The 24,410-nt window shown below is 64.1% G+C and carries 23 protein-coding genes and 1 tRNA gene; 4 read left to right on the top strand and 20 right to left on the bottom strand.

Going from position 1 to position 24,410, the window contains the following annotated elements; translation table 11 throughout:
- Nucleotides 1-2: 2 nt before the first annotated feature.
- The 3 genes from DDT93_RS09770 to DDT93_RS09760 form a co-directional block, all read right to left on the bottom strand.
- Nucleotides 3-857, bottom strand: coding sequence for an ABC transporter permease (locus DDT93_RS09770; protein WP_109465601.1), 855 nt, complete (start codon nt 855-857; stop codon nt 3-5).
- Nucleotides 858-969: 112 nt separating this feature from the next.
- A complete protein-coding gene (locus DDT93_RS09765; RefSeq protein ID WP_109465600.1) occupies nt 970-2,241 on the bottom strand; it encodes an ABC transporter substrate-binding protein in 1,272 nt (423 codons plus the stop codon).
- 54 nt (nt 2,242-2,295) lie between these two features.
- Complete coding sequence (locus DDT93_RS09760; protein ID WP_109465599.1) at nt 2,296-3,270, bottom strand: ABC transporter ATP-binding protein; 975 nt, start codon at nt 3,268-3,270, stop codon at nt 2,296-2,298.
- A gap of 250 nt (nt 3,271-3,520) precedes the next feature.
- Here DDT93_RS09760 and DDT93_RS09755 point away from each other — a divergent pair, with 250 nt between their 5' ends.
- Nucleotides 3,521-4,207, top strand: coding sequence for a GntR family transcriptional regulator (locus DDT93_RS09755; protein ID WP_109465598.1), 687 nt, complete (start codon nt 3,521-3,523; stop codon nt 4,205-4,207).
- A complete protein-coding gene (locus DDT93_RS09750) occupies nt 4,204-5,037 on the top strand; it encodes a GNAT family N-acetyltransferase (RefSeq protein WP_109465597.1) in 834 nt (277 codons plus the stop codon). Before DDT93_RS09755 ends, DDT93_RS09750 begins: the two co-directional genes overlap by 4 nt.
- 28 nt (nt 5,038-5,065) lie before the next feature.
- On the opposite strand, the gene DDT93_RS09745 is transcribed toward DDT93_RS09750, so the two are convergent.
- Nucleotides 5,066-5,142: transfer RNA gene (locus DDT93_RS09745), tRNA-Arg, on the bottom strand.
- 127 nt (nt 5,143-5,269) lie between these two features.
- Here DDT93_RS09745 and DDT93_RS09740 point away from each other — a divergent pair.
- Together DDT93_RS09740 and DDT93_RS09735 are read left to right on the top strand one after the other, a co-directional pair.
- Nucleotides 5,270-6,295, top strand: a complete 1,026-nt coding sequence (locus DDT93_RS09740; protein ID WP_109465810.1) for a LacI family DNA-binding transcriptional regulator — start codon at nt 5,270-5,272, stop codon at nt 6,293-6,295.
- A 3-nt stretch (nt 6,296-6,298) separates the two neighbouring features.
- A complete protein-coding gene (locus DDT93_RS09735; protein WP_109465596.1) occupies nt 6,299-7,513 on the top strand; it encodes a winged helix-turn-helix domain-containing protein in 1,215 nt (404 codons plus the stop codon).
- 3 nt (nt 7,514-7,516) lie between these two features.
- Here the strand turns inward: DDT93_RS09735 and DDT93_RS09730 are convergent, their stop codons facing one another.
- The 16 genes from DDT93_RS09730 to DDT93_RS09660 form a co-directional block, all read right to left on the bottom strand.
- Nucleotides 7,517-8,434 (bottom strand): helix-turn-helix transcriptional regulator, encoded by a 918-nt coding sequence (locus DDT93_RS09730; RefSeq protein WP_109465595.1) that lies wholly within the window; start codon nt 8,432-8,434, stop codon nt 7,517-7,519.
- A gap of 83 nt (nt 8,435-8,517) precedes the next feature.
- Nucleotides 8,518-8,946 (bottom strand): acyl-CoA thioesterase, encoded by a 429-nt coding sequence (locus DDT93_RS09725; protein WP_109465594.1) that lies wholly within the window; start codon nt 8,944-8,946, stop codon nt 8,518-8,520.
- A complete protein-coding gene (boxA, locus tag DDT93_RS09720; RefSeq protein ID WP_109465593.1) occupies nt 8,946-10,136 on the bottom strand; it encodes a benzoyl-CoA 2,3-epoxidase subunit BoxA in 1,191 nt (396 codons plus the stop codon). The genes DDT93_RS09725 and boxA overlap by 1 nt, the downstream gene beginning before the upstream one ends.
- Entirely contained in the window at nt 10,133-10,309 is a 177-nt protein-coding gene (locus tag DDT93_RS26725) for a hypothetical protein (RefSeq protein WP_198654811.1), read from the bottom strand. Before DDT93_RS26725 ends, boxA begins: the two co-directional genes overlap by 4 nt.
- A gap of 197 nt (nt 10,310-10,506) precedes the next feature.
- Entirely contained in the window at nt 10,507-11,958 is a 1,452-nt protein-coding gene (gene boxB / locus DDT93_RS09715) for a benzoyl-CoA 2,3-epoxidase subunit BoxB (protein WP_109465592.1), read from the bottom strand.
- 77 nt (nt 11,959-12,035) lie between these two features.
- The gene (boxC, locus tag DDT93_RS09710; protein WP_109465591.1) at nt 12,036-13,697 is read right to left on the bottom strand and encodes a 2,3-epoxybenzoyl-CoA dihydrolase; all 1,662 of its coding nucleotides are present in this window, start codon (nt 13,695-13,697) and stop codon (nt 12,036-12,038) included.
- A gap of 172 nt (nt 13,698-13,869) precedes the next feature.
- The gene (locus DDT93_RS09705) at nt 13,870-14,325 is read right to left on the bottom strand and encodes a DUF309 domain-containing protein (protein ID WP_109465590.1); all 456 of its coding nucleotides are present in this window, start codon (nt 14,323-14,325) and stop codon (nt 13,870-13,872) included.
- Entirely contained in the window at nt 14,312-15,136 is an 825-nt protein-coding gene (locus DDT93_RS09700) for an alpha/beta fold hydrolase (protein ID WP_109465589.1), read from the bottom strand. The genes DDT93_RS09705 and DDT93_RS09700 overlap by 14 nt, the downstream gene beginning before the upstream one ends.
- A complete protein-coding gene (locus DDT93_RS09695; protein ID WP_109465588.1) occupies nt 15,133-16,674 on the bottom strand; it encodes a benzoate-CoA ligase family protein in 1,542 nt (513 codons plus the stop codon). Before DDT93_RS09695 ends, DDT93_RS09700 begins: the two co-directional genes overlap by 4 nt.
- Before the next feature lie 147 nt (nt 16,675-16,821).
- On the bottom strand, nt 16,822-18,639 hold the full coding sequence (locus DDT93_RS09690) for a feruloyl-CoA synthase (RefSeq protein WP_232825410.1): 1,818 nt from the start codon (nt 18,637-18,639) through the stop codon (nt 16,822-16,824).
- On the bottom strand, nt 18,632-19,093 hold the full coding sequence (locus DDT93_RS09685) for a MarR family winged helix-turn-helix transcriptional regulator (protein WP_232825409.1): 462 nt from the start codon (nt 19,091-19,093) through the stop codon (nt 18,632-18,634). Before DDT93_RS09685 ends, DDT93_RS09690 begins: the two co-directional genes overlap by 8 nt.
- 35 nt (nt 19,094-19,128) lie before the next feature.
- Complete coding sequence (locus DDT93_RS09680; RefSeq protein WP_109465586.1) at nt 19,129-19,896, bottom strand: crotonase/enoyl-CoA hydratase family protein; 768 nt, start codon at nt 19,894-19,896, stop codon at nt 19,129-19,131.
- 84 nt (nt 19,897-19,980) lie between these two features.
- Entirely contained in the window at nt 19,981-21,297 is a 1,317-nt protein-coding gene (locus DDT93_RS09675) for a TRAP transporter large permease (protein WP_109465585.1), read from the bottom strand.
- The gene (locus DDT93_RS09670; protein WP_109465584.1) at nt 21,297-21,878 is read right to left on the bottom strand and encodes a TRAP transporter small permease; all 582 of its coding nucleotides are present in this window, start codon (nt 21,876-21,878) and stop codon (nt 21,297-21,299) included. Before DDT93_RS09670 ends, DDT93_RS09675 begins: the two co-directional genes overlap by 1 nt.
- A 92-nt stretch (nt 21,879-21,970) precedes the next feature.
- Entirely contained in the window at nt 21,971-23,017 is a 1,047-nt protein-coding gene (locus DDT93_RS09665) for a TRAP transporter substrate-binding protein (protein WP_109465583.1), read from the bottom strand.
- A 141-nt stretch (nt 23,018-23,158) separates the two neighbouring features.
- Nucleotides 23,159-24,382 carry a 3-hydroxybenzoate 6-monooxygenase gene (locus DDT93_RS09660; RefSeq protein ID WP_109465582.1) on the bottom strand — a complete coding sequence of 408 codons (1,224 nt, stop codon included), beginning with the start codon at nt 24,380-24,382 and terminating at the stop codon, nt 23,159-23,161.
- Nucleotides 24,383-24,410: the final 28 nt, after the last annotated feature.

Raw genomic sequence — 24,410 nt, 5'->3', positions numbered from 1 at the left:
GATCAGAGCTCCTTCCGGATGTTCACGAAGCGCAGCAGGATCGCGATCATGATCAGCACGGTGCAGAGCAGCACCACCGCAGTCGCCGAAGCGGAGGGGTACTGCAGCAACCCGATGTCGTTCGAGATCAGCCGCCCCACGTTGGCCCGTTGCGAGCCCGACATGAAGCGCACCGTGATGAAGTCTCCCATCACGAGGGTGACGACGAAGATGGTGCCGATCATGATCCCCGGCTTGGTCAGCGGCAGGATCACGTGCAGCAGCGTCTGGAGCCCCGACGCCCCGTTGTCCCGCGCAGCCTCCAGCAGCGACTTGTCGATGCGCATCATCGTGTTGAAGATCGGGACCACCATGAACAGCGTGTAAAGATGCACGAAGGCAAGGATCACCGAGAAATCGGAATAGAGCAGCCATTCGAGCGGCTCGTCGATCACCCCCCAGGAGATCAGCGTCTGGTTGGCGATCCCGTTGCGGCCCAGAAAGGGAATCCAGCTGATCATCCGGATGATGTTCGAGGTCCAGAACGGGATGGTGCAGACGAGGAACAGCGCGATCTGCACGGTCTGGCTGCGGATGTGGAAGGCAAGGAAATAGGCCACCGTGAACCCGATGGAGAGGGTGAAGGCCCAGGTGATGAAGGCGTATTTGAAGGTCGCGCCGAAGACCTTGTAGGTAACCGGGGAACTGAAGAGGAAAGCGTAGTTCTCGAACTGGAAGTCCGGGTAGATCGAGAACTCGGTCGCGCCCCAGAAGCTGACGATCACGATCATCACGATCGGGGCAATCAGGAAACCCAGCAGGATCACCGCCAGTGGCGCGGCCTCGAGCCAGCCCAGCAGATGTCGGTTCCTTGTCATCGGTACGCCCTCGTCCCTCGGCTCTTGTTCATCTTTTCTTCGGAAATACTCGCAGGGGGTCCGGGGGGCAGCTGCCCCCCGGCCTGTCGCGGGCAGATGCCCGCGACCATTGTCATGCCGCGATGAACTCGTTCCACTTGCGAACCATGTACTGGTTCTCGTCCATCACCGCGTTCCAGCAGGCCACGTGGCCCATACGCTCGTAGAACGACCCGCCGTCTCGCACGTCGCCGGCCGCGGCCAGCTTGTCGCCGGTGGGGCTCGTGATCACGTCGGTGGCTTCCTTGCCCTCGAACCAGTAACCCCACTCGTTCTCGGTCATGAACTCCTTGGAGGTCTCGGGAACGGCGGAGTAATAGCCCTGGCGCATCAGGTAGCCGCCGACCCAGCCGGAGAGGTACCAGTTGATGTACTCATAGGCCGCGTCCAGCTCCATGCCGGAGAGCGAGCTCGACAGCCCGATGCCGCCGCCCCAGGAGCGATAGCCCTCTTTCAGCGGCTGGTAGACGCATTCGATGCCGCGCGACTTGACCGCTGTGATGGCGGGCGACCACATCGACTGGATCACCACCTCGCCGCTCGCCATCAGGTTGACGCTCTCGTCGAAGGTCTTCCAGAAGGCGCGGAACTGGCCGGCCTTCTTGGCCTCGGTGAAGATCGCGATGGTCTTGTCGATCTCCTCGCGGGTCATGTTGCCCTTGTCGGCATAGGCGACCTCGCCCATCGCCTCGCAGACCATGGCCATGTCCATGATGCCGATCGAGGAAATGTCGAGGATCGAGGCCTTGCCCTTGAACTCGGGGTTCAGCAGCTCGGTCCACGACTCGATCGGGCGGCCGATCAGGTCGGGGCGGATGCCGAGCGTGTCGGCGTTGTAGATCGTCGGGATCAGGGTCATCCAGCCGGTTTCACTGTCGGCAAAGCTGGTGCCGCCGGGGCCGTCGACGAAGCCCACGGTATGCGGCGCTGTGCCCTGCGCGATCACGCTCTCGGGGGTCAGCTTGCCGGAGCGGAAGATGCCGACGATCTTGTCGTAGTTGGCGATCTTGGAGGTATCCATCGCCTGCAGGTTGCCGGTGGGCCAGACCTTCTTGCAGATCCAGTACTCGATATCGGCGATGTCGAAGCTGTCGGGCTGGGTCGCGGCGCGCTGGGTGACGCTGTCGGAATCGAGCGCGGTCATCTCGAGCGTGAAGCCGAGGTCTTCCTTCACCTTGTTGGCGACGTCGTTCAGGTTCGACACGCCGGTGCCGAACTGGCGCAGCACGATGTTCTTGGTGTCCTGCGCCCAAAGCATCGGGGCGGGAAACGCAGTGGCGGCAACGGCTGCGCCGCCCGCCTTCAGCAGGCTGCGGCGGGAATAGCCGACCTTGGGTTTTGCCATTGTCTTGTCCTCTCTGTCAGTGTGTTGGTTATGATGGTCTTGTGTTGGGCCGCTTCAGGCCTCGAGGCGGTGGAGCCGCCCTTCGTCCCAGTTCAGCTGTACGGCCTCGCCGGGGGATTTCGGTGCGAGGAAGAACTGGTCCTCGGGCAGCAGGGCGAGCACCTCGTCCCCGCTCTCGGTCCGAGTCGTGACCGCGACCGATGCGCCCTGGTACTCGACGGCGGTAACTGTCGCCGCGAGGCCCTCGGGTACGAGGCGGACTGCGTCCGCGCGCACCGTGACCTTGCCGCCTGGCAGGGCGATCACGTTGTGCCCGCCGATGAAACGCGCCACGAATTCGGTGCGCGGCAGGGCCCAGACCTCGCGCGCAGGACCGGCCTGTTCGATCACCGCGTTGTTCATCACAACGATCTCGTCCGCCAGCGCGAGCGCCTCGTCCTGGCCGTGGGTCACGTGGATGAAGGTTATGCCAAGCTCACGCTGCAGCCGCTTCAGCTCACTGCGCATCCGGATACGCAGGAACGGGTCGAGGGCCGACAGTGGTTCGTCCAGCAGCAGCACCTTGGGTTCGGTCACCAGCGCACGCGCAAGGGCCACCCGTTGCTGCTGCCCGCCCGAGAGCTGGGCCGGCAGACGATCCGCTAGGTGGACCATGTCGACGAGTTCCAGAAGGTCGTTCGCCCGTGCATGCCGTGTGGCCTTTTCCACGCCCTTCATCCGCAGCGAGAAAGCGACGTTGTCACGCACCGAAAGATGGGGGAACAGCGCATAGTTCTGGAACATCATCGCCGTGCCACGCTGCGCGGGCGCGAGGTGCGAGACATCCAGCCCGTCGAGCAGGATCGACCCCTCGCTGACCTCCTCATGCCCCGCGATCATGCGCAGGGTCGAGGATTTGCCACAGCCCGAGGGGCCCAGAAAGCAGACGTAGCTCCCCGGCGCAAAGACATGGTTCAGGTCGCGCACGGCCACGGTCTCGCCATAGCGTTTGGTCAGGTGAACCAGTTCCAGATCGTAACCCGTGCGCATGTGCCCTCCATGTCCGCGGTCAGGGAGAGCCTGCGTCAGCCCGCGCTCTGCCGGGCAATGGTTTCGTGAGGGCGGAATGGCGGAAGCAGCACATTGTCCGATTTTTGTGCAGGCTTGTATTCGATGTGTGGAAAATTACGCACATTATTGTATACAATTATGTCGATGATCGAGATCCGCCAGACTGGCTTGTGTCCACCACGGCGATTCGGCCAAACAGGACGTAACCGACACCAGTACTTTCGAGGCCATGACAAGTATCGACCCCCGGATCTGGACGAGTGAGACCGTGGCCGCGGATCTCGAGCGCGCGATCCACGAACACCGCCTGCCTCCCGGAACCAAGCTGGGCGAGGATGAACTGGGTGAAGCCTACGGGATCAGCCGGACCCTGGTGCGGGCCGCGCTGCAGGCTCTTTCGCACCGGCGGCTGGTCGAACTGAAACGCAACCGGGGTGCCTATGTCGCCCAGCCCACGGTGCAGGAGGCGCGCGAAGTCTTCGAGGCGCGTTCGCTGCTTGAGCCGCGCACAGCGAGATCCGCGGCGGAACGCATCACCGAGGAGTCGCTGGCAACCCTGCGCAACCATATTGCCGACGAGCACGACGCACTCCACGCGGGCGAGACGGGCCGGGCCCTGTTCCTCTCGGGGCAATTCCACATCCAGATCGCCCGCATCGCGGACCAGAAGACGATCGAGGACTTCATCTCGGAACTGATCTCGCGCTCGTCGCTCATCATCGCGCTTTACTGGCGCCGTCGCGCCGCCATGTGCGAAAGTCAGGCCCATCACGCGCTGATCGACGCCTTTGCCCGTCGCGACGGCCCCCTTGCCGAGGATCTCATGAAGAGCCACCTGCTCGACCTCGTCGCCTCGCTCGACCTGCGCCACGTGGTTGCCCCGCCGCAATCCCTGCGCGAGGCGCTCGGGCGATGAGTGCCGCCACCTGCCGCACCGCAACCGCGGGAGAGGTCGCTTTGATGCTCGACTGGGCGGATGAGGAAGGGTGGAACCCGGGCCTCGACGATCCCGCCGCCTTCCATACCGCCGACCCCGGCGGCTTCTTCGTCGCCGAGGTGGACGGCGCGCCAGTTGCCGCCATCTCGGTGGTCAACCACTCGGATCACTACGCTTTCCTCGGGCTCTACCTCTGCCGCCCCGACTGGCGCGGCAAGGGCATCGGGTTTGCGCTCTGGCAGCACGCGCTTGCCCATGCCGGCAACCGGACCGTCGGGCTTGACGGCGTGGCGGCCCAACAGGCGAACTACGCCCGCTCCGGCTTCGTGCGCGCGGGCAGCACCCGCCGCTTGCAGGGCAAACTGCCACCCGCTTCGGGCCCATCGCGCCTCGCCACCCCGGAAGATATCGCCGCCATCGAACGGCTCGACAGGGCAGCCAACGGGATCGACCGGCCCGCCTTCCTCTCGGCATGGATCGCTCCATCGGAAACACGAAAGACCGTTCTGCTTGAAACGTCGGACGGCATCGTCGGCTGGGCAACCGCCCGCCTCTGCCGCGCAGGGTGCAAGATCGGACCGGTGATCGCCCCGACCCCGGAACAAGCCCTGCCCCTCGCCGTGAGCGCCGCCGCTGCCCTGGGTCAGGTCGTGGCAATAATCGATGTTCCCGACAGCAATACCCGCTTTGACGGCATCCTGCGCGACATCGGTTTCACCGAAACCTTCGCCACCGCCCGCATGTACCGTGGCCCGGCCCCGACGCCTAACGAGACACTGCAGGCAATTGCCACGATGGAACTGGGGTAGGCTTAGAACACGGAAAACCACGGGAAAGTGGTGATCCCGACAGGATTCGAACCTGTAACCTGCCCCTTAGGAGGGGGCTGCTCTATCCAGTTGAGCCACGGGACCGCCGGGCCTGCTCTTACCTGTCATCGGCGGGCTTGTCACCGCCTTTGGGCACGAAACGAACAGGTTGTTGAACAGTCTCGCGGGATTGCGCTAACGTCAACGCAGCTCGTTCAGGAAAGTTTTGCCCGTGTCGACAGATACCAAACGCCCCCTCACTCTCCGCGATGTGTCCGAGGCGTCGGGGGTTTCGGAAATGACGGTCAGCCGGGTGCTGCGGAACCGGGGCGACGTAAGCGACTCGACGCGCGAGCGGGTGCTCGCTGCGGCGAAGGAGCTGGGATATGTTCCGAACAAGATCGCCGGAGCGCTGGCTTCCAGCCGGGTCAACCTTGTCGCGGTGATCATTCCCTCGCTGAAGAACATGGTGTTTCCCGAGGTTCTCTCGGGCATCAACGAGGTGCTGGAGGATACCGAACTGCAGCCCGTGGTCGGCGTCACCGACTACCAGCCCGAGAAGGAAGAGCGCGTTCTCTACGAGATGCTGTCATGGCGCCCGTCGGGCGTGATCATCGCGGGTCTCGAACATTCCGAGGCGTCGAAGGCCATGCTGCAGGCTGCCGGGATCCCCGTGGTCGAAATCATGGATACCGATGGAAAACCTGTGGATGCGGTGGTGGGGATCTCGCATCGCCGCGCAGGCCGCGAGATGGCGGCGGCGATCCTGAAGGCTGGATATCGGCATATAGGGTTCCTCGGCACCAAGATGCCGCTCGACCACCGCGCCCGGAAACGGTTCGAGGGCTTTACCGAGGTGCTGGCCAAGGCCGGGGTCGAGATCGAAGACCGCGAGTTCTACAGCGGCGGCTCCGCGCTCGCCAAGGGTCGCGAGATGACCGAGGCGATGCTGAAGCGCTCTCCTGATCTCGATTTCCTGTACTATTCCAACGACATGATCGGCGCAGGCGGGTTGCTCTACCTGCTGGACCAGGGGATCGACGTGCCGGGCCAGATCGGCCTTGCCGGGTTCAACGGAGTCGAGCTTTTGCAGGGGCTGCCGCGACAGCTTGCAACCATGGACGCCTGCAGGCTCGAGATCGGGCGCAAGGCGGCCGAGATCATCTCGGCGCGACTGGCCGACCCCACTGCCGAGATCGAGAGCAAGATCACCCTGACCCCCAAGATCAGCTACGGCGACACGCTGAAACGGTGGTAGCGCATGACCGTTGCCAGCCTCGACAACCGCGCCGCGCGCCGGGTCTTCCTGCATCGGCACGCGCTGGGCGAGACGCCCGGCGGGCCGGGCAAGGGCGATGACCTTGCCGCGCTGATCGAGCGGCTGGGGTTCGTCCAGCTGGACAGTATCAACACCGTGGCGCGGGCGCACGACCTGATCCTCTTTGCCCGCCGTCCCGCCTATCGCAGCAAAAACCTCAAGCGCCTCTACGAGAAGGACAGGGCGCTGTTCGAGCATTGGACCCATGATGCCTCGGTCATCCCGATGACCTTCTACCCGCATTGGCATCTCCGCTTCGAACGTGACGCCGCGCAGCTCAAGGACCGCTGGGTAAGCTGGCAGGGCGACGCGTTCCATGACCAGTTCGATCCCGTCCTGCGCCATGTGCGCGACCACGGGCCAGTCAGCTCGTCAGAGGTCGGCACGGACGAGAAGCGCTCGAACGGGGGCTGGTGGGAATGGCACCCCTCCAAGACCGCGCTGGAATACCTCTGGCGCAGCGGCGCGCTGACCGTGGTGGGCCGGGAGGGGTTCCAGAAACGCTATGATCTGACCGAGCGCGTGATCGAGGAACATCTGCGCGCCGACCATGCCCGCCCGGAGCCGGAAGAGACCGTGGACTGGCTGTGCAATGCCGCGATGGACCGGCTGGGGTTCGCCACCTCGGGCGAAATCGCGGCGTTCTGGGCCACCGTGACCCCGCAGGAGGCGAAGGAATGGTGCGCGGTGCAGCTTGAGACCGGCGCGCTGATCCCCCTGACCATCGGCTGCGAGGACGGCAAGCCGCGCACGTTGCTTGCGCGCCCCGACATTCTTGAGGAGGCAGAAGCCCTGGCCCCTCCGACCGCAAGGATGCGGGTGCTGAGCCCCTTCGATCCCGCTCTGCGCGACCGAAGCCGGGCCGAGCGGCTGTTCGGTTTTCACTACCGCATCGAGATCTTCGTTCCCGAACCCAAACGCAGGTACGGCTACTATGTCTTCCCCTTGCTGGAGGGCGACCGCATCGTCGGACGCATCGACATGAAGGCCCACCGCGACGAGGATGTCCTGCGGGTGACAGCTCTGTGGCCGGAGCGCGGCGTGCGGTGGTCGGCCGCGCGCACTGCCCGGCTCGAGGCCGAACTGACCCGCGTTGCGCGGCTTGCCGGTGTCGGCAATGTCACCTTTGAAGACGGCTGGCTGCGGGAGCCGCTCTGAGGCTTACCCCAGAAAACCCCGCGCGCGGATGAGATCGGCCAGCTGGGCGCCCGACGTCTCGACCGGCTTGCCCGAGGTATCGAGCTGGGCCTCGGCCCGGGCATAGAGCGACTCGCGACTGGTCAGGATCGACTTGAGCTGTTCCATCGCCTCGGGGTTCCCGGCCATGGGCCGCTCGTCGCCCTGCGCCCGCACCCGCGACATGTGTTCGTCAGGCGAGGTCCGCAGCCAGATGGTGTGAAAGTGACCGAGCAGCGTGTTGTAGGTGTCAGGTTCGACCACGATACCGCCCGCGACGGCCAGGACCACCGAGTCATACGTGGCGATGACCCGGTTCACCGCCTGCGCCTCGAGGCTGCGGTAGCCCTCCTGACCGTAGAGCGCGAGCACCTCGTCGACCGGCATTCCGGAATGTGCCTCGATCTCGCGGTTCAACTCGACGAAGGGCACGCCCAGCGCCTTGCCTGCGACAGCGCCGAGAGTGGACTTGCCCGCACCGCGCAGACCGATCAGGCAGATGCGATGCCCGCGTGCCGCCTCGAGAGGTTCCGGCGTCAGCGTCTGCAAGACGGATTGCTGCACCTCACGGCTTGCCGTGCGGTAGAGATCGGCCACGCGACTCGCATCCGAGGTCCAGGGGTCATCCTCGCCCATCAGCCATTCGATGCGGTGGTCGAGCGCGATCGCGACCCGTTGCAAGAGCCCGATGGAGATATTGCCCTCGCCAGCTTCGAGCTGGGCGAGGTAGCGGGGCGATACGCCGGAGATCTCGGAGAGCACGCGGCGCGGAATCCCCTTGCGCTCGCGGGCGCGGCGCACCCGTTCACCGACGCGCTGGATCAAGGCCGCAACCATGCGGTCCGGGTCGCCCTCGACCTGGACCGGTGCCGTTTCGCCCTTGAAATTGGTGATCTCGCTCATGCCTCGTGCCGCGTATGTAAAATAATGCACAACCTACGATGGCAGGCCATTTCAGGCAATCGGTTTCGCGGCAACGAGCAGTATTACGAGCGGATCAGCGGCTCGACGATCTCGCGGATATCGCGCGGCGGTTCCCGCGTCTCGACCTTGCCTGCGACGCTGAAAACACAGGTGAAATTGCCCTCGAAACAGAGGACCCCGCCCTGCCGGCCCAGCACCCGGAACGAGATGGACTTGGTGCCCAGCCGCGTCGGCCAGACTTCGCACAACAGGCGGTGGCGCGGCGTCACGGGCGAACGAAAATCCATCGACATGCTGACGAAGGGCGTACCGAAACCGCGGTCCATCTCGAGCTGGTACCAGCCATCGCCGCCCAGCACATGCTCCCACCAGGCGTCGATGGATTCGATGGCAAAGACCGGCAGTCGCCCGGTGTAGGCAATCTTGGCCGGGTCGCAATCGCCCCAGCCAACCCGGATCTCGTGCTCGAAGGCGACGGCCGCGTCTCGCATCAGTAGGTCTCCACGTGGTAACGCCCGTCCTCGCGCATGGCATCCCGGATCTCGGTCCAGACCAGACCCTTGGCGCGCGCGATATCCGACAGCGCCTCCTCGACACCCTGTTCCATCGCCTTCAGGCCACAGATGTAGATGTGCCCCTTGGGATCGCGCAGCAGCCGGGCCACGTCCTCGGCCTGCTCGCGCAGTTTGTCCTGCACGTAGTGCTTGGGCTGGTCGGTCTCGCGCGAGAAGGCAAAGTGTTTCTTCATGAAGCTGTCCGGCACCTTCTTGAGCGGGCCGAAATAGGGCAGCTCGCCCTGCCGACGCGCGCCGAAGACCAGCGTCAGCGAGTCCTTGACCGAAGGCGTCTCGCGCTGGCGCCGCATGGTAAAGCCACGGAACGGCGCCGAGCCGGTGCCGGTGCAGATCATCATCAGGTGCGCCTCGGGGTCCGAGGGCAGCAGGAAGGTCGCGCCGAAGGGACCGGTCACCTTGACGGTGTCGCCCTTCTCGAGGTCGCAGACGTAGTTGGAGCACAGACCCTTCTCTTCGCGCTTCACGGTCAGAGACACGTTCTTGTAGCCGGGCCGCTCGCCATCGCGCGGGCTCGACACCGAATAGAGACGCGGCAGGTGCTGGTTGCCCTTGTCGTCGGTGCCCGGCGGGATGATCCCGATGGACTGCCCTTCGAGCACCGGGAACGGCAGGCTCCCGAAATCGAGGATGATGTGACGAACGTCGCTGTCGCTCTCGGGATCGGTCAGGCGGTAGTTGCCCTGTACCTTGGCCTCGGCCGGCTTGCCGAGGTTGTACATGTTCACCGTCGGCTTGGATGCGGTCGCTGGGGCCTTGGCCTTGCCACCGGCCCCCTTGTGGGCCTCGGCCAGCAGGGCCGCCATGGCGTCGTCGAGTGCATCGGCGTCCGCGTCGGCGTCACCGGCCTCGATCTCCTCCTGCTCGGGGAGTTCCATCCATTCGAACTGCTCTTCGACCGAGTAGGGCTCGTTCACCACGCGCCATTCGTCGATGGAGCCGGTCGGGCAGACCGGGATGCAGTCCATGCAGAAATTGCACTTGCTGGCATCGACCACCACGTTGTTGTCGTCGTGCACGATGGCCTGCACCGGGCAAGTCATCTCGCAGGTGTAGCAACGAATGCAGATTTCGGGGTCGATCAGGTGCTGCTTGAGCGGCTTGTTCATTGAGACTCGCGTTTCCTGGAAAGAATGACCTCCGGGATGACCAGAGCGTCGATCAATTCCGCGCAGAGTCCGGTGCAGTCCGTGCAGCCCACGCAAGGGCCCTGCAAACCGTCCAGCGTGCCCGCGAGGCGCACGGTATGGGGGGTGACGGGTTTGGAACGAACGATATCCATGACGTGACTCCGATACGAGCAAGTTCGGCCTGAACGGGTGTCTCTGCCATGCCGTGACCGGACTTCTGGGCAGAGTACCCGATTCCCGCTGGGCGACAAATATGGCTTGTCACACAACGGGGTCTGGCGATGCGGAGGGGCAACGCTGGCCCCTCCTGGCTTGACTCGGGCGCGGGGTGAGGGCTGAGCCGTGAGGCTCAGGCCATGTGCAGTTTGACGTACTCGAAGTCGCCCGGCTTGTTGTCGATCCCGACCTTCGGCGGCGAGATCCAGCTGGCGTACTTGCCCGGCTCGTAGCAGGGCTTCATCAGCGACTGGATGAAATCGCCGTCGGCTTTGGTCGGCAGCCATTCGTCCTTGCGCTTGGCCCATTCGTCCGAGCTCATGATGGCGCCATCCGGGTCCACGGCCACCGAGGAGAACACGCCGATCTGGCGGTGGAAGCCCTCGTGCGGCAGCTTGAGTTCGAACTCGACACCCGCCTTCTCGATGATCTTGTTCCAGCGGCCAACACCACCGGCCGCGTCGCGGACATAGTCGTCGCGCAGGCGCATGTTGATCGCGGTCAGCGCCGGGGCGTCCTCGGTGACGATCTTGCCGTCCTTGATGGTGCAGACCTTGTAGGTCGCATCGGTCAGCTTGTGATCGTCGTCGATCCGGTTCTCCATGTACCGGCCCTTGATGCCCGAGTTGAACGCGTTGGCCGCGTTGGTCGAGACTTCCTGACCGAACAGGTCGAGGCTGAGCGTGTAGTGAAGGTTCAGCTTCTTCTGGATGGTCGGCAGGTCGATGACGCCGAGGTCACGGATCTTGTTGATGTCATACGGGTCGGTGATACCCGCCTTGTTCATCGCGTCCAGGGTCGCCTGGATCGTGCGGCCCACCCCGGTTTCGCCCACGAACATGTGGTGGGCTTCCTCGGTCAGCATGAAGCGACAGGTGCGCGACAGCGGGTCAAAGCCCGACTGTGCCAGCGATTCCAGCTGCATCTTGCCGTCGCGGTCGGTGAAGTAGGTGAACATGAAGAACGACAGCCAGTCCGGCGTCTCTTCGTTGAACGCACCCAGCATTCGCGGCGCCTCGTCCGAACCGGACGAACGGACCAGCAGTTCGTTGGCCTCTTCACGGCCGTCGCGGCCAAAGTACTTCTGCAGCAGGTAGACCATCGCCCAGAGGTGGCGGCCTTCCTCGACGTTCACCTGGAACAGGTTCCGCATGTCATAGAGCGAGGGCGCGGTCAGGCCGAGGAACTTCTGCTGTTCGACGGAACCCGGCTCGGTGTCGCCCTGGATCACGATCAGGCGCTTGAGCATGTTGCGGTACTCGCCCGGCACTTCCTGCCATGCGGGTTCGCCATAGTGCTCGCCACAGGGGATCTTGCGGTCTTCCACCTGCGGCGCGAGCAGCACGCCCCAGCGGTATTCCGGCATCTTCACGTAGTCGAACTTGGCCCAGCCCTTGGGGTCCACGGACACGGCCGTCCGCAGGTAGACCATCGATTCCTGGAAGTTCTGCGGGATCAGGTCGTTCCACCAGTTGATGTAACCGGGGTGCCATTTCTCCAGCGCCTTCAGCACTTTCTTGTCCGACGACAGGCCCACGTTGTTGGGGATCTGCGTATCGTAACTTACGTTGATCAGGTCGAGCATCGTATCCTCCTCTCCTTCCGGAGCCAAAAATCTTCAAAGATTTCCGGCAAGGCTCCGTCGAGCCTTGCCGCAGTCCGTTACACGCGTTCCATGTTGTATTCGCCGCGCTGGCCGGTGCCGTAGCGCTGCAGTGCGCCATCCTTGCCCACCGCGTTCGGACGCTGGAAAATCCAGTTCTGCCATGCGGTCAGGCGACCGAAGATGCGGGTTTCCATCGTCTCGGGCCCGGCAAAGCGAAGGTTGGCTTCCATCCCGGTCATCGCGTCCGGCGAGAAGCTTGCGCGCTCTTCCATGAAGATCCGAACCTCGTCTTCCCAGTCGATGTCGTCGAGGATGTAGGTCACGAGACCCAGCTCGTCGGCCTCGTCAGCCTCGATCGCTTCACCGATCTTGTCCTTCAGCGCGGCAACGGCTTCCGGCTCGCCCAGGAAACGGGTTTCGAGGCGGGTCAGGTCGTTGCTCATCGGGTAGGTGCCGAAGTTGCTGTCGGTCAGGGTGATCGCCGCCATCGGCCGGTTGTCGCCCTCGAACTCGTCCAGCATCATGTAGGTGCGGTCGACGGCCCAGAGGATCTCTGCCAGCATGCCGGTGTAGCACGACCCGTGCTCGACCAGCGCAACCATGCTGCGCGAGGTCAGGTCGACGCGCTTGAGCACGCGCTTCCAGTACTTGAGGATCTCGTTCGACAGCCAGTTGTCAGCATTGTCGAGCAGCAGCTTCTCATGTGCCTGGACCAGCTCGGCGTCGCCCTGCGTGGTGAACACCACGAGGCCGATTTCGCGCTCGTTGAGACGCAGGTGCAGGATTGCATCGTCCAGCTCACGTGCGAGGCGCAGCATGTAGGTCTCGCAGCCCTCGGCCTGCAGCGCGGCGGCATCGGCCGGCGCGGCACCCTCGGGGCCCTTGACCAGGATCGTCGCTTTGCCGCTGTCCCGGTCCACGGTGACCTCGACCAGCGTGTAGGTGACTGAGCCATCTTCGCCGATCTTGCGGTTCAGCGGCTTCAGCTCGATACCCGTCAGGCCATCCGCCTTGGACGAGGCCCCCGCGAATTCCCTGGCGCGCTCCTTGACGGTGTCATCGAACTTGGAGTTCGCGACAACCTCGTCGACCAGACGCCATTCCTTGGCGCGCTCGCCCCGGATGCCTTCCTCGATCGAGCAGAAGACGTCAGCACGGTCGCGGCGCACCTTGCGCTTGTCGGTCACGCGGGTCAGGCCGCCGGTGCCGGGCAGAACCGCCAGCAGCGGAACCTCGGGCAGCGCTACGGAGGAGCTGCTGTCGTTGGTCAGCATGATGTAGTTGCAGGCGAGCGCCAGTTCGTAGCCGCCGCCAGCGCATGCACCTTTCACGGCCGCGATGTACTTCTGGCCCGAGTCTGCCTCGGCGGCCTCGAAGGTGTTGCGCGTCTCGTTGGTGAACTTGCAGAAGTTCACCTTGTGAGCGTGGCTCGCGCCACCCAGCATGCGGATGTTCGCGCCTGCGCAGAACACCTTGTCCTTGCCGGATTGCATGACTACGACCTTCACTTCCGGGTGCTCGAAGCGCATCCGCTGGACCACATCGGCCAGCTCGATGTCGACACCGAGGTCGTAGGAGTTCAGCTTGAGCTGGTAGCCGTCGAACAGCCCGCCATTCTCGTCCACATCCATGAACAGGTTTGCGACGTCGCCATCATACTCGACGCGCCAATGACGGTACCTGGAAGGGTCGGTCTGGAAATCGATGACCTTGGACATCTCACTCTCCCCTTGAGATCTAAGTTGGTTGCATTTTAGTGCGTCACGTGACCGAGGTAAACCCCGGATGTGCATAATAGTGCAAATTAAGTATTTCGCATTATCAGCTAGTTAGGTGTGTGTGGGCAAATATCGGCTGACCAAATTATGCACTATATTGCACATCTCACCTTCACTGCGCGGTGGCCAGAATCGCTCTTTCCCGCAACGCCGCCACCAAGTCACGGACAGCGGCCAGCGGCAGGCTCATCACTTCCGTCATTCCGTCGCAGGCGGCGAGGTGGTCCTCGGCGATGTCGCACAGGCGCCGCGTGGCCTTTGGCCGGTCCATCCGCAGCTTGAGCGCCGCGTTCGCGGCCTGGATCACGCCTTGCACGAACTGCTGTTCGGCCGAGTGCGGCGGCAGGTTCATCCACACCGGCTCGAGCACCTCGTGCGCCTCCCAGTGGTAACCGCGCTCGATGTAGTACCAGCCTGCCCGCCATGCGAGCGTCTCGCTCAACTGCGCCACGGACATGCCGGGCTGAACCGAGTTGTGGAAGGCGTCGAAGGCGCTCTCTGCATGGCGCGCGTCCCGCCCCGGCACGTAGGCGTAGGGCGGGAGAGGTATGTCGTCAGGCCGTTTCAACAACCGCCGCCTCGATGCGCTCCAACCGCGCTGCGAATTCGGCAACCTCGCGCAAGACCGCCTCGGGTTGCTCGAGGTGAGGCGCGTGCTTGCAGTCGTCGATCACCACGAGGTCCACGGGCGAATAGGCCCGCTCCTCGATCACCTCGACCTGCGCCAGCGTGCCGTACTGGTCATCGCGGCCCTGGATCGCCAGCGTCGGAATGCGGAAGTAGTCGATTACTTCGGCCACGTTCCATTTCACGAAATCAGGGTGCAGCCAGACATCGTTCCATCCCCGGAACGCCACTTCGGGATCGCGGTGATAGCGCGCCATCTTCTGCTTCAGGTCACCGGAATCGAATGCGACCTTGGCCTCGGCAATCGACGCGAGGCCGCCCGGCTCGGTGAAGAAATGCGGTGCCATCACGATCAGGCCGCGCACCCGGAAATCCTCGACACTGCCCGCGTGGATCGCGGCGATGGTTGCCCCGTCACTGTGACCGAAGAGGATGCCGCGCTGGAAGCCGATGGCGTCCAGCACCTGCGGCAGCACGTTCACTGCCTCGTAGGTCATGAAGTCCAGCGGCTTGGGCAGCTCTGCGGCATCCGACTGGCCATAGCCGAGGCGGGAGTAGACGAAGACCCCCATGCCGGTCGCCTCGGCCACCTTCTTGGGGAAGTCGCGCCAGAGCGCGGCACAACCCAGCCCCTCGTGCAGCATGACGATGGTCGGCGCCTCAGCAGGCGCAGGGCCCAGCGCGTAGTATTCGAGCCGCTTGCCGTCGATGATCAACGGCGTTTCCGGGGTTTCAGACCAGTCCAGCGTCATTGCGCGCCCTCGCGCAGCTTGAAGCGCTGGATCTTCCCGGTAGCCGTCTTGGGCAGTTCATCCACGAAATCGACCCAGCGCGGGTATTTCCACATGCCGATCTTCTCCTTGACGAATTCCTTGAGATCGCCAGCCGCTTCGCAGGCGTTGCCCTCTTTCAACACCACGTAGGCCTTGGGTTTCTCCAGACCCTTGTCGTCGGCCCAGGGCACCACCGCGGCTTCGAGAACGGCAGGGTGTTCGACCAGCGCCTGCTCGACCTCGAAGGGCGACACCCAGATCCCCGACACCTTGAACATGTCGTCGGTTCGGCCGCAGTAGACGTAGCGCCCCTCCGCGGTCAGTTCGTACTTGTCACCGGTCCGGGTCCAGTGCCCTTCGAAGGTGGAGCGGGACTTGTGCCGCCGGTTCCAGTAGCCATCCGCCGCCGAGGGGCCGCGCACCAGCAGCTCACCGACGTCGCCAACGCCCACGTCCTCGTCATGCTCGTCGACCAGACGCACCTCGTAACCGGGCACGGCCTTGCCCGAGGTGCCATAGACGATGTCGCCCGGCGCGTTCGACAGGAAGATGTGCAGCATTTCGGTCGAGCCGACGCCATCGACGATCTGCGCTTTCCAAAGCCGCTCCCAGCGCTCGCCCACTTCGCGCGGCAGGGCCTCGCCCGCCGAGGTACAGAGCCGGATGCAATGGTCGGGCGCACCGCCCGCCTTTTCCTGCGCCGCCACCAGCGCGGCGTAGAGGGTCGGCACCCCGCAGAAAATCGTCGGGCGCTCACGCGCCATGATCTCGAAGACCGCGTCCGGGGTCGGCCGCCCGCCGAAGATCACCGTGCTGGCACCCACGGCCAGCGGGAAGGACATGGCGTTGCCAAGCCCGTAGGCAAAGAACATCTTGGCGACGGAAAAGACGGTGTCGTCTTCCTTGATACCAAGGACCTGCGCGCCGAAAGTATCCGCCGTGGCCTTGAGCGAGGAGTGGACGTGGCGCACCCCCTTGGGCGTGCCGGTGGAACCCGAAGAGTAGAGCCAGAAGGCCATTTCGTCCTCGTTCGCCTCGCAGGCTTCGACCTGCTCGGCCCCCTTGACGAAATCCGTATAGCTTTCCGTGCCATCCGGCGTGGTGCCAATAACAACGACCGCGCGCAGGAAGGTGTTCCCCTCGACGGCCGGTTTGACGACGTCCCAAAGCTGTTCGGACACCACCAGGATCGAGGCACGGCTGTCTTTCAGGATGTCCTCGTAGATCGAGGCGGACAGCAGGGTGTTCAGCGGCACCGGGATGGCGCCGGCCTTGATCGCGCCCCAGAAAACCACCGGGAACTCCAGCTGGTCCCGCACGATCATCGCCACGCGCTCTTCTCGCCGGACGCCATGCGCGAGCAGGGCCCCGCCAAAGCGCGCGGTCTGGTCGGCCAGTTCGGCGTAGGTCAGGCTGCGCTGCTCGCCGTCCGCCTCACGGAAGGCGGTCTTGGACCCACGCCCTTCCTCCAGATGTCTGTCGATGAAATAGGCAGCGGCATTGCCAGAATGTGCCATACGAAACCCTCCCCGGTTCGGACCGCGGACGCCGAGCCTTTGGCTCCTCCGACTCAAGCGCCGCGGTAGAGTGCATTCTGCCGACCTTATGCAACATAATGCCTACATTTGGCAATATACTGCATACTGACTTCGGTCGATTTCAGCTCAGATCCGGATCACCGCCTCATCCTTGTCATCATAGAGCGCCTCGACAAGGTCTTTGCGCCGCTGCTGGATCTTGCGGAAATTCAGGTTCCCCTTGGCGGTGATCTCGCCTTCGGCCATCGAGGGTGGCTCGGACATGATCAGCGCCCGGGTGATCCGGTTCGACGACCCGGCGGCCGTCTTGGCCATATCGCGCAGGCGTTCGCCGATCTCCTTCGCCATTTCCCCGCCGGTGTAGCGGCCATTGCCCTCGGTGTAGCCGCCCGCCGCCAGCGCATCGGCACTGGGCACGATCAGCAGACCCACCTCGTTGTGGCCTTCACCCACCACCACCACGTCCGCGGCCCAGGGTGTCAGCCGCCCGAGCGCCTCGAGCCGCAATCCGGCTGCGCGCACCCAGATTCCGGTCAGCAGCTTGAAGTCCTCGGCGATGCGCCCGTCGAACCGCAGGCCCTTGTCCATGTCCGCCGGATCGACAAAGGCCATCGCGTCACCGGTGCAGAAGTACCCGTCTTCGTCAAAGGCGTCGGCAGTCTTGTCGGGGGCCTCGAAGTAGGCCGACATGATGTTCGGCCCCTTGACCCGCACCTCGAAACGCTCGTCGTCGGTCGGCACCAGTTTGACCGTGACGCCCGTCATCGGCACGCCCACGATGCCCGAGCGATCGGTCGGCTCATGCTGGATCAGGGTGGCCGGCGCCGTTTCGGTCAAGCCCCAGGACGAGTTCATCAGCGGCACGTGACCTCGCACCTCCGTCGCCATCTCCTCCAGATCGCGCCAGACGTCCTGCGGCAGCGACGCCCCCGCATAGAACAGCATGTCGAGGTCCTCGAAGTAGCTCCGACGCAGCCCCGCGTCCTTCTTCATGGCGTCGCGCAGCATGGCGAAGCCGACCGGCACGTTGAAGGCGAGTGTCCCGCTGACCATCGACAGGTTCTCGATGCTCTGCTGGATCAGGCCCTTCGCCGGTTTGCCGCCGTCGATGTAAAGGCTGCCGCCGCTGGCGAGCATCATGTTGAAGTTGTGCGAGCCGCCGAAGACGTGGTTCCACGGCAGCCAGTCCACGATGCGCGGCGCGCGATCTTGCAGGAACGGCAGGGCGTCCAGCAATTGCGCCTGGTTGGCGCACATCATGCGGTGTGTGGTGATCACCCCCTTGGGGTTCGAGGTCGATCCGGACGTCATGAGGATCTTGACCATGCTGTCCGGTCCGACCTGCGCCGCCGCCGCATCGACATCGGCACTGCCGCCACGCAGCAGGTCGGCAAAGGGGGTCTCGCCGGGCTGGACGTTGGTGCTGACCACCTTGTCGAGCCCCGCGAGTTCTTCGAGGGCAAGAGCGCGCCCGAACTTCTCTCCGTCGACGGCATAGACCATCCCGGGACGGGTCAGGCCGATCACGTACTTCAGATGGCTCTCGGCCCCGGGGATCAGCGAATACTGTTCCGCCACCGGCACCGTCGGGATGCCGACGTAGTGCGCCGCCAGTGACAGCAGCCCGTGATCCACCCCGTTGCCCGAGATGATCAGGATCGGCGTATCCCTGGTCAGGCCACGGTCCAGCAGGGCGCTGGCAATCGCGCGGACCTGTTGCAGCGCCGCGGAATAGGTCACCTCGCGCCAGCCCGCGCCACTGCGCTCGGCCAGGAACACGGTCTCGGGACGTTCGCCGGACCAGCGGTTCAGCCAGTCGCCCGAGGTATCGGCGACCTCGGACATCTCGTAGCCCGAGCGCAGAAGGATCGCGCCATCGGGGCGGTCCTCGCGGATCACGCTGTGGGCTCGGTAGTTCGGTCGGTTTCTCTCTACGTCAGCCATCGTTTTCCTCCCTGGCCGTAGCAGACTCGATCCGGCGCAACGCCGCGATCAGGTCGGCCCTCTCGCATTCATCAAGTCCTTGGGTCATGCGCCGGTCGTGGCGGCGCACCTCCTCCTTCGCGGCCTCGCACAACCGTCGCCCTTCGGCGGTCGGTTCGATGGCCAGCGCACGCCGGTCTTCCGGCGCGACATTGCGGGTGATCAGCCCCATCCGCTCCAGCGTATCCAGCACCAGAACGAGGTTGGGCCGCTCGATCATCAGGGTCTCCGCCAGCTCGGACTGGCGCAGACCGGGGTTGTCGGCAATCACCACCAGGGCCGAAAAGCTGACCATGCGCAGGCCAAGCGGTTCCAGCACCCGGTTCACATCGCTCTGAATCACGTGAAACGCCCGTTTCATCGTGTACCCGGCGAATTCGCGCAGCGATGCGTCCCTCTCCGACGCGAGCGGCACTCCCCTCCCTCGTGTCGTCCTCCCTGACATGATGGCTACCTGAACTGAGGCGCCCGTTTTTCGAGGAAGGCCGCCAGCCCTTCAACCGCGTCCGGGCTGGTCTGGGCAAGTGCAGCGCAGAGGCTTTCGGCAAAGAAGCCGTCCGCCTTTGCCATGTCCTCGATCCGGGCGATGCCCTGAATCATCACGTAGTTCGAGAGCGACGCGTTGTCGGCGATCTTGCGCGCGAGGTCGTAGGCCAGCGGCAGCGCTTCTCCCTCACCCACCGAGTAATGCGCAAGACCCAGTTGGCGGCCCTCTTCGGCGCCGTATTTGCGACCGGTCAGCATCATCTCGATCATCCGGTCCGCTCCGAGGATACGGCCTACGCGCACTGTCGCACCGCCGCCCACGAAGATGCCGCGACGGCCCTCGGGCAGTTGGAAGATGCAGGACGGTTCGGCAATACGGACGTGGGTCGACGTCGCAAGCTCCAGACCGCCGCCGATCACCGCGCCGGTCATGGCCGAGACGATGGGCAGACCGCCGTACTGGATCCGGTCCATGACCTGATGCCAGTTGCGCGAATGGCGCATGGTCTGCTCGGCATCGCGCGCCACGTGCTCGCTGAGGTCGAGGCCAGAACAATAGTGGCCGCCGGTCCCGGTCAGCACGACGCAGCGCACGCCCTCGGGGGGACTGGAAAAGAACGCATCCAGCTCGGCCAGCAGGCCATCGGACATGGCGTTGCGCTTTTCCGGGCGGTTCATGGTGACGGTGGCAATGCGGCCGTCGACCTCGATCTTGGTATATTTACCCGTCATCTCTGCCTCCTCGGCGAAAATAATGGTTATAGATGGTAACAGTTCAAACGAACTTCGCCCCTTGTGGGGGCCTGCCGGGCCTTGTCAGCCCGGCAGCAGGAAGAGCGTGATGGCGGGGAACGCCACCAGAAGGATTACGCGAACGATGTCCGCCCCCACGAAGAACATGACTGCCTTGTAGGTGCGCACGATCGGGGTTTTCGGGTCCATCGAGTTGATGATGAACAGGTTCATCCCGACCGGAGGCGTGATCAGGCCGACCTCGACGACGATCAGCACGAGAATGCCGAACCAGATCGCCATGTGCTCGGCCGACATGCCGAAATCGAGAACCGAGACCACCGGGAAGAAGATCGGGATGGTCAGCAGGATCATCGACAGGCTGTCCATGAGGCAGCCGAAGATCAGGTAGAAGACGAGGATCATCGACAATACCGTCAGCGGGCTGAAACCCTGGCTGACCACGTAGGTCGACAGTTCCTGCGGGACCTGCGTCAGGGCGAGGAAGCCGTTGTAGAAGCCGGCGCCCAGCACGATGAAGAAGATCATCGCGGTCGACCGCGCGGTCACCGTAAAGCTCTCGATCAGGGTCCGCCAGGTCAGGCCACCGTTCAGCAGCGCGATCAGCCCGGTGCCCGCAGCCCCGACGGCCGCGCCCTCGGTCGGGGTGAACCAGCCAAGGTAGATACCGCCGACCACAAGGCCGAAGACCAGAAGTACCGGCCAGACATCGACCAGCAGGCTGAACCGCTCGGCCATCGGGATCGGGTCGCGGGTGCCTGCCGATTCAGGGTAGAGCCGCACGTAGATCGAGATCACGATGACATAGCAGAGCGCGGCGAGAAGTCCGGGAATGAAGGCCGCAAGGAACAGCTTGGCGATGTTCTGCTCGGTCAGGATGGCGTAGATCACCAGAACCACCGAGGGCGGGATCAGGATGCCGAGCGTACCGCCCGCGGCAAGGGTCGCCGTCGAGAACCCGCCGTCGTAGCCGTAGCGCTTGAGTTCCGGCAGGGCGACGCGGCCCATGGTCGCCGCAGTGGCCAGCGACGATCCGCAGATCGCGCCGAAACCGGCACAGGCGCCGATGGCGGCCATCGCCACCCCGCCCTTGCGGTGCCCGAGGAACCCTTCCGCGGCCTTGAACAGAGCCGTGCTCATGCCCCCCAGCGTCGCGAAGTGCCCCATCAGGAGGAACATCGGGACGATGGTCAGCGAGTAGCTGGAGAAGGTCGTGTAGGTCTCGTTCTTGAGGCGCGCAAAGGCGACGTTAGTGCCCCCGGTGACCATGACGAGACCGCCAAGGCCGACGAGGAACATGGCGAGCCCGATGGGAACCCGCAGGAAGATCAGCAGCATCAGAACCGGAAAGGAATAGATACCGATTTCGAGTGCAGTCATCAGCCGGCCTCCGCGCCGTCCGGGAGGATCACGGTCCCGGTGAAGAATTCGATTATCCGCATGGCAGCGACGTAGACGGCCACGATGGACGACACCACGGCACCGAACAGGCTCGCCGCATAGGCCCACCACACCGGGAACTGCAGCAGAAAGCTGGTCTCGCCATAGCTCTGCTTGCTCAGCATCCCCTCATAGAGACGCCATGCGATCAGGATCAGCACGGCCGCGAAGACGATGTCGATGATCACCCGCAGCACGCGTGTCACGACGGGCGGCATCATGTCGGTGAAGATGTCCACCGAGGCATGACCGCCAGTGATCTGGCACAGCGGAATGAAGGCGAAGATGGCGAAGGCCACCCCGGCCTCGACCAATTCGAAATCGCCGGTGATCGGGCCGACGCCGATCTCGATGGCCCAATGCGCGAAGCCGGGCGCCAGCGATTGCATGAAGGCGCCGTGGAAGAAGCCGTTGAGCAGCCGCCCGGCGATCGAAACGCATGTCAGGACGATCAGAAAGCTCAGGACGATTCCGCCCAGGACCGCCATGAAACGGGACAAGCCCATCATGAAGGATTTCATACCCACCCCCTGCCTAGGTGACGTGTCACCTGGGTGTCAGTCAAAGGGCCGCGCCAGCCACGTGACGCGGCCCCTCAGATACGCTTGATGCGTTACTCGGTGTACTTGTCGATCAGCATGCGGGCTTCGTCGAGCAGCGCCTGCCCGTCCTTGCCCTTGGCTGCCATGTCGGCAAGCCATGCGTCATAGACCGGCTTGGACGCCTCTTCCCAGGCCGCGACATCAGCTTCCGGAATGGTGATGATGTTGTTGCCGAGGTCGACCGCGATCTGACGCGCCGGGCCGTCCGCATCCGCCTGCGTGCCGCCAGCAAAGACCGAGAACTCCTCGCCGGAGTTGTCGTCGATCACCTTCTTCAGGTCATCCGGCAGGCTCTCGTACTTGTCCTTGTTCATGGCCAGCACGAAGGTCAGCACGTAGAGCGCCTTGCCCTCGAACTCGGTGTGGTTGTGCACCAGTTCCGAAACCTTGAGCGAGGTGGTCACTTCCCACGGAATGGTGGTGCCGTCGATCACGCCCTTGGACAGGCCTTCGGTCACAGCCGGAACCGGCATGCCAACCGGGGTTGCGCCCAGTTCGGTCAGCAGCATGTTTACCGAGCGGGAGCCGCCGCGGATCTTCATGCCCTGCAGGTCTTCGGGCTTGGTCACCGGATCCTTGGTGTGGATCATGCCGGGGCCGTGCACCCAGGTGCCGAGGATGTGGACATCCTTGAACTCGGTGTCCTTCAGGTGCTCGTCGAAGATCTGCCAGTAGGCGCGGCTGGTGGCGCGCGCGTTGGTCATCATGAACGGCAGTTCGAAGACTTCGGTCGACGGGAAGCGGCCCGGCGTGTAGCCGACCACGGTCCAGACGATGTCGGCGACGCCATCGATGGCCTGGTCGATCAGTTCTGGCGGCTTGCCACCGAGCTGCATGGACGGGTAGCGCTCGACCTTGATGCGGCCGCCGGAGTCTTTCTCGACGTTATCGGCCCATACATCGAGCACCAGTTTCGGGACGTTGGCCTGCGCCGGCAGGAACTGGTGAAGCTTCAGCGTCACTTCCTGCGCCATTGCGGCGGTGCCAATGAAAGACGTCGCCAGTGCGGCGATCGCAGCACTACCGGCAACGCCCAAGAGCGTTCTACGTTTGGTCATGTGATTCCTCCCTATCGACCACGTATGTCGTAAGCACTATATTGCCACTTTGGTCATATAATGCAAATGTTGCACAAGTGTGTCTGGCGAAAAGTCATGGCACATAACATGACGATTCTGCAAGGTAGTTATGTGCTATAACTATATCTTCTTCGCCTTTCGGGTCTCGGCGGACACAGCGCCCTCCAGCCCCGTGCTCCCGTAGAGCCAGTCGATCTGGTCATACCACTCCTCGGGCGACCGTGCGCTCATCACAGCATTGCGCAGTTCCGCATGTGCGCCCGCCGGGTGATAGACGTGCTGGCCGATCTCGCGCGACTGCAACTGAACCCGCGCGGCACGCAGGCGGCGGCTGTTCTGATAGTCGACCAAAGTCTGCTCGATCCCGTCGAACCCCCGCACCCCCATCAGGTGTGACAGGCTCACCGCATCCTCCATCGCCATGCAGGCGCCCTGGGCGAAGTACTGGAGCATGGGATGCGCGGCGTCGCCCAGCAGGGCAACCTTGCCATCCGTCCAGTTCATCACCGGGTCGCGGTCGCACAGCACCCAGAGCTTCCAGTCGTCCGCCTTGTCGATGATCTGCTGCGCCACCGGGGCCACGTGCTCGAACCCGCGACGCACTTCGTCGCGACTGACCGGCTTGCCTGCCACCGGTTCCGGCGCATCGTTGTGATAGGTGACGACGAGGTTGAATGTCTTCCAGCCCTGCAACGGATAGTGGACGATATGACATTTCGGCCCGGCCCAGAGGGTCGCCGCGTTCCAGCGCAGGTCCTCCGGCATTTCCTCGGTCGGGATCACCGAACGATAGGTCGTATGCCCGGACACGCGCGGCGGCCCGTCCTGCAACATCTGCTTGCGGATGTTCGACCACAGCCCATCTGCGCCGATGAGGATCCGCCCCTCGACGCGGGAGCCATCGGCCAGCACCGCGCGCACCCCGGTGTCGTCCTGCTCATAGCCCTCGACCCCGCTGCTGGTGCGCAGTTCGACCTTGGGGTGCGCCTGGCAAGCCTTTAGAAACACGCCGTGCAGATCGCCCCGATGCACCACGGCATAGGGGTTCCCCATCCGGGCACGAAAGGCATCGCCCAGCGGAATGCGGGTGATCTCGACCCCGGTCAGGGCATCCATCAGGCGCAGGTTGTCGATGTAGACGGCCATCTGCCGCGCGGTCTCACCCACGCCCAGGTAGTCGAAGGCATGGAAGGCGTTCGGCCCCAGCTGAATGCCCGCACCGATCTCGCCCAGTTGCGAGGCCTTTTCCAGCACCAGCACGTCGAGCCCCTTCTGGGCAAGGCCGATGGCTGTCGCCAGCCCGCCGATGCCGCCGCCGGCAATGAGAATGCGATCCGTCGTCATGTGCGTTCCTCCCTGCGGGCAAAGCGCC

Source organism: Albibacillus kandeliae (assembly GCF_003116585.1).
Lineage (GTDB): Bacteria > Pseudomonadota > Alphaproteobacteria > Rhodobacterales > Rhodobacteraceae > Albibacillus > Albibacillus kandeliae.
Note: the sequence above shows the minus strand (reverse complement) of the source record. Positions and strands in the feature narration are given on the sequence as shown.

What these genes read in the sequence shown, in the direction of transcription:
- DDT93_RS09770 (WP_109465601.1), bottom strand. Translation starts at nt 857, where the DNA reads ATGACAAGGAACCGACATCTGCTGGGCTGGCTCGAGGCCGCGCCACTG.
- DDT93_RS09765 (WP_109465600.1), bottom strand. Translation starts at nt 2,241, where the DNA reads ATGGCAAAACCCAAGGTCGGCTATTCCCGCCGCAGCCTGCTGAAGGCG.
- DDT93_RS09760 (WP_109465599.1), bottom strand. Translation starts at nt 3,270, where the DNA reads ATGCGCACGGGTTACGATCTGGAACTGGTTCACCTGACCAAACGCTAT.
- DDT93_RS09755 (WP_109465598.1), top strand. Translation starts at nt 3,521, where the DNA reads ATGACAAGTATCGACCCCCGGATCTGGACGAGTGAGACCGTGGCCGCG.
- DDT93_RS09750 (WP_109465597.1), top strand. Translation starts at nt 4,204, where the DNA reads ATGAGTGCCGCCACCTGCCGCACCGCAACCGCGGGAGAGGTCGCTTTG.
- DDT93_RS09735 (WP_109465596.1), top strand. Translation starts at nt 6,299, where the DNA reads ATGACCGTTGCCAGCCTCGACAACCGCGCCGCGCGCCGGGTCTTCCTG.
- DDT93_RS09730 (WP_109465595.1), bottom strand. Translation starts at nt 8,434, where the DNA reads ATGAGCGAGATCACCAATTTCAAGGGCGAAACGGCACCGGTCCAGGTC.
- DDT93_RS09725 (WP_109465594.1), bottom strand. Translation starts at nt 8,946, where the DNA reads ATGCGAGACGCGGCCGTCGCCTTCGAGCACGAGATCCGGGTTGGCTGG.
- boxA (WP_109465593.1), bottom strand. Translation starts at nt 10,136, where the DNA reads ATGAACAAGCCGCTCAAGCAGCACCTGATCGACCCCGAAATCTGCATT.
- DDT93_RS26725 (WP_198654811.1), bottom strand. Translation starts at nt 10,309, where the DNA reads ATGGATATCGTTCGTTCCAAACCCGTCACCCCCCATACCGTGCGCCTC.
- boxB (WP_109465592.1), bottom strand. Translation starts at nt 11,958, where the DNA reads ATGCTCGACCTGATCAACGTAAGTTACGATACGCAGATCCCCAACAAC.
- boxC (WP_109465591.1), bottom strand. Translation starts at nt 13,697, where the DNA reads ATGTCCAAGGTCATCGATTTCCAGACCGACCCTTCCAGGTACCGTCAT.
- DDT93_RS09700 (WP_109465589.1), bottom strand. Translation starts at nt 15,136, where the DNA reads ATGACGCTGGACTGGTCTGAAACCCCGGAAACGCCGTTGATCATCGAC.
- DDT93_RS09695 (WP_109465588.1), bottom strand. Translation starts at nt 16,674, where the DNA reads ATGGCACATTCTGGCAATGCCGCTGCCTATTTCATCGACAGACATCTG.
- DDT93_RS09690 (WP_232825410.1), bottom strand. Translation starts at nt 18,639, where the DNA reads ATGGCTGACGTAGAGAGAAACCGACCGAACTACCGAGCCCACAGCGTG.
- DDT93_RS09680 (WP_109465586.1), bottom strand. Translation starts at nt 19,896, where the DNA reads ATGACGGGTAAATATACCAAGATCGAGGTCGACGGCCGCATTGCCACC.
- DDT93_RS09675 (WP_109465585.1), bottom strand. Translation starts at nt 21,297, where the DNA reads ATGACTGCACTCGAAATCGGTATCTATTCCTTTCCGGTTCTGATGCTG.
- DDT93_RS09670 (WP_109465584.1), bottom strand. Translation starts at nt 21,878, where the DNA reads ATGAAATCCTTCATGATGGGCTTGTCCCGTTTCATGGCGGTCCTGGGC.
- DDT93_RS09665 (WP_109465583.1), bottom strand. Translation starts at nt 23,017, where the DNA reads ATGACCAAACGTAGAACGCTCTTGGGCGTTGCCGGTAGTGCTGCGATC.
- DDT93_RS09660 (WP_109465582.1), bottom strand. Translation starts at nt 24,382, where the DNA reads ATGACGACGGATCGCATTCTCATTGCCGGCGGCGGCATCGGCGGGCTG.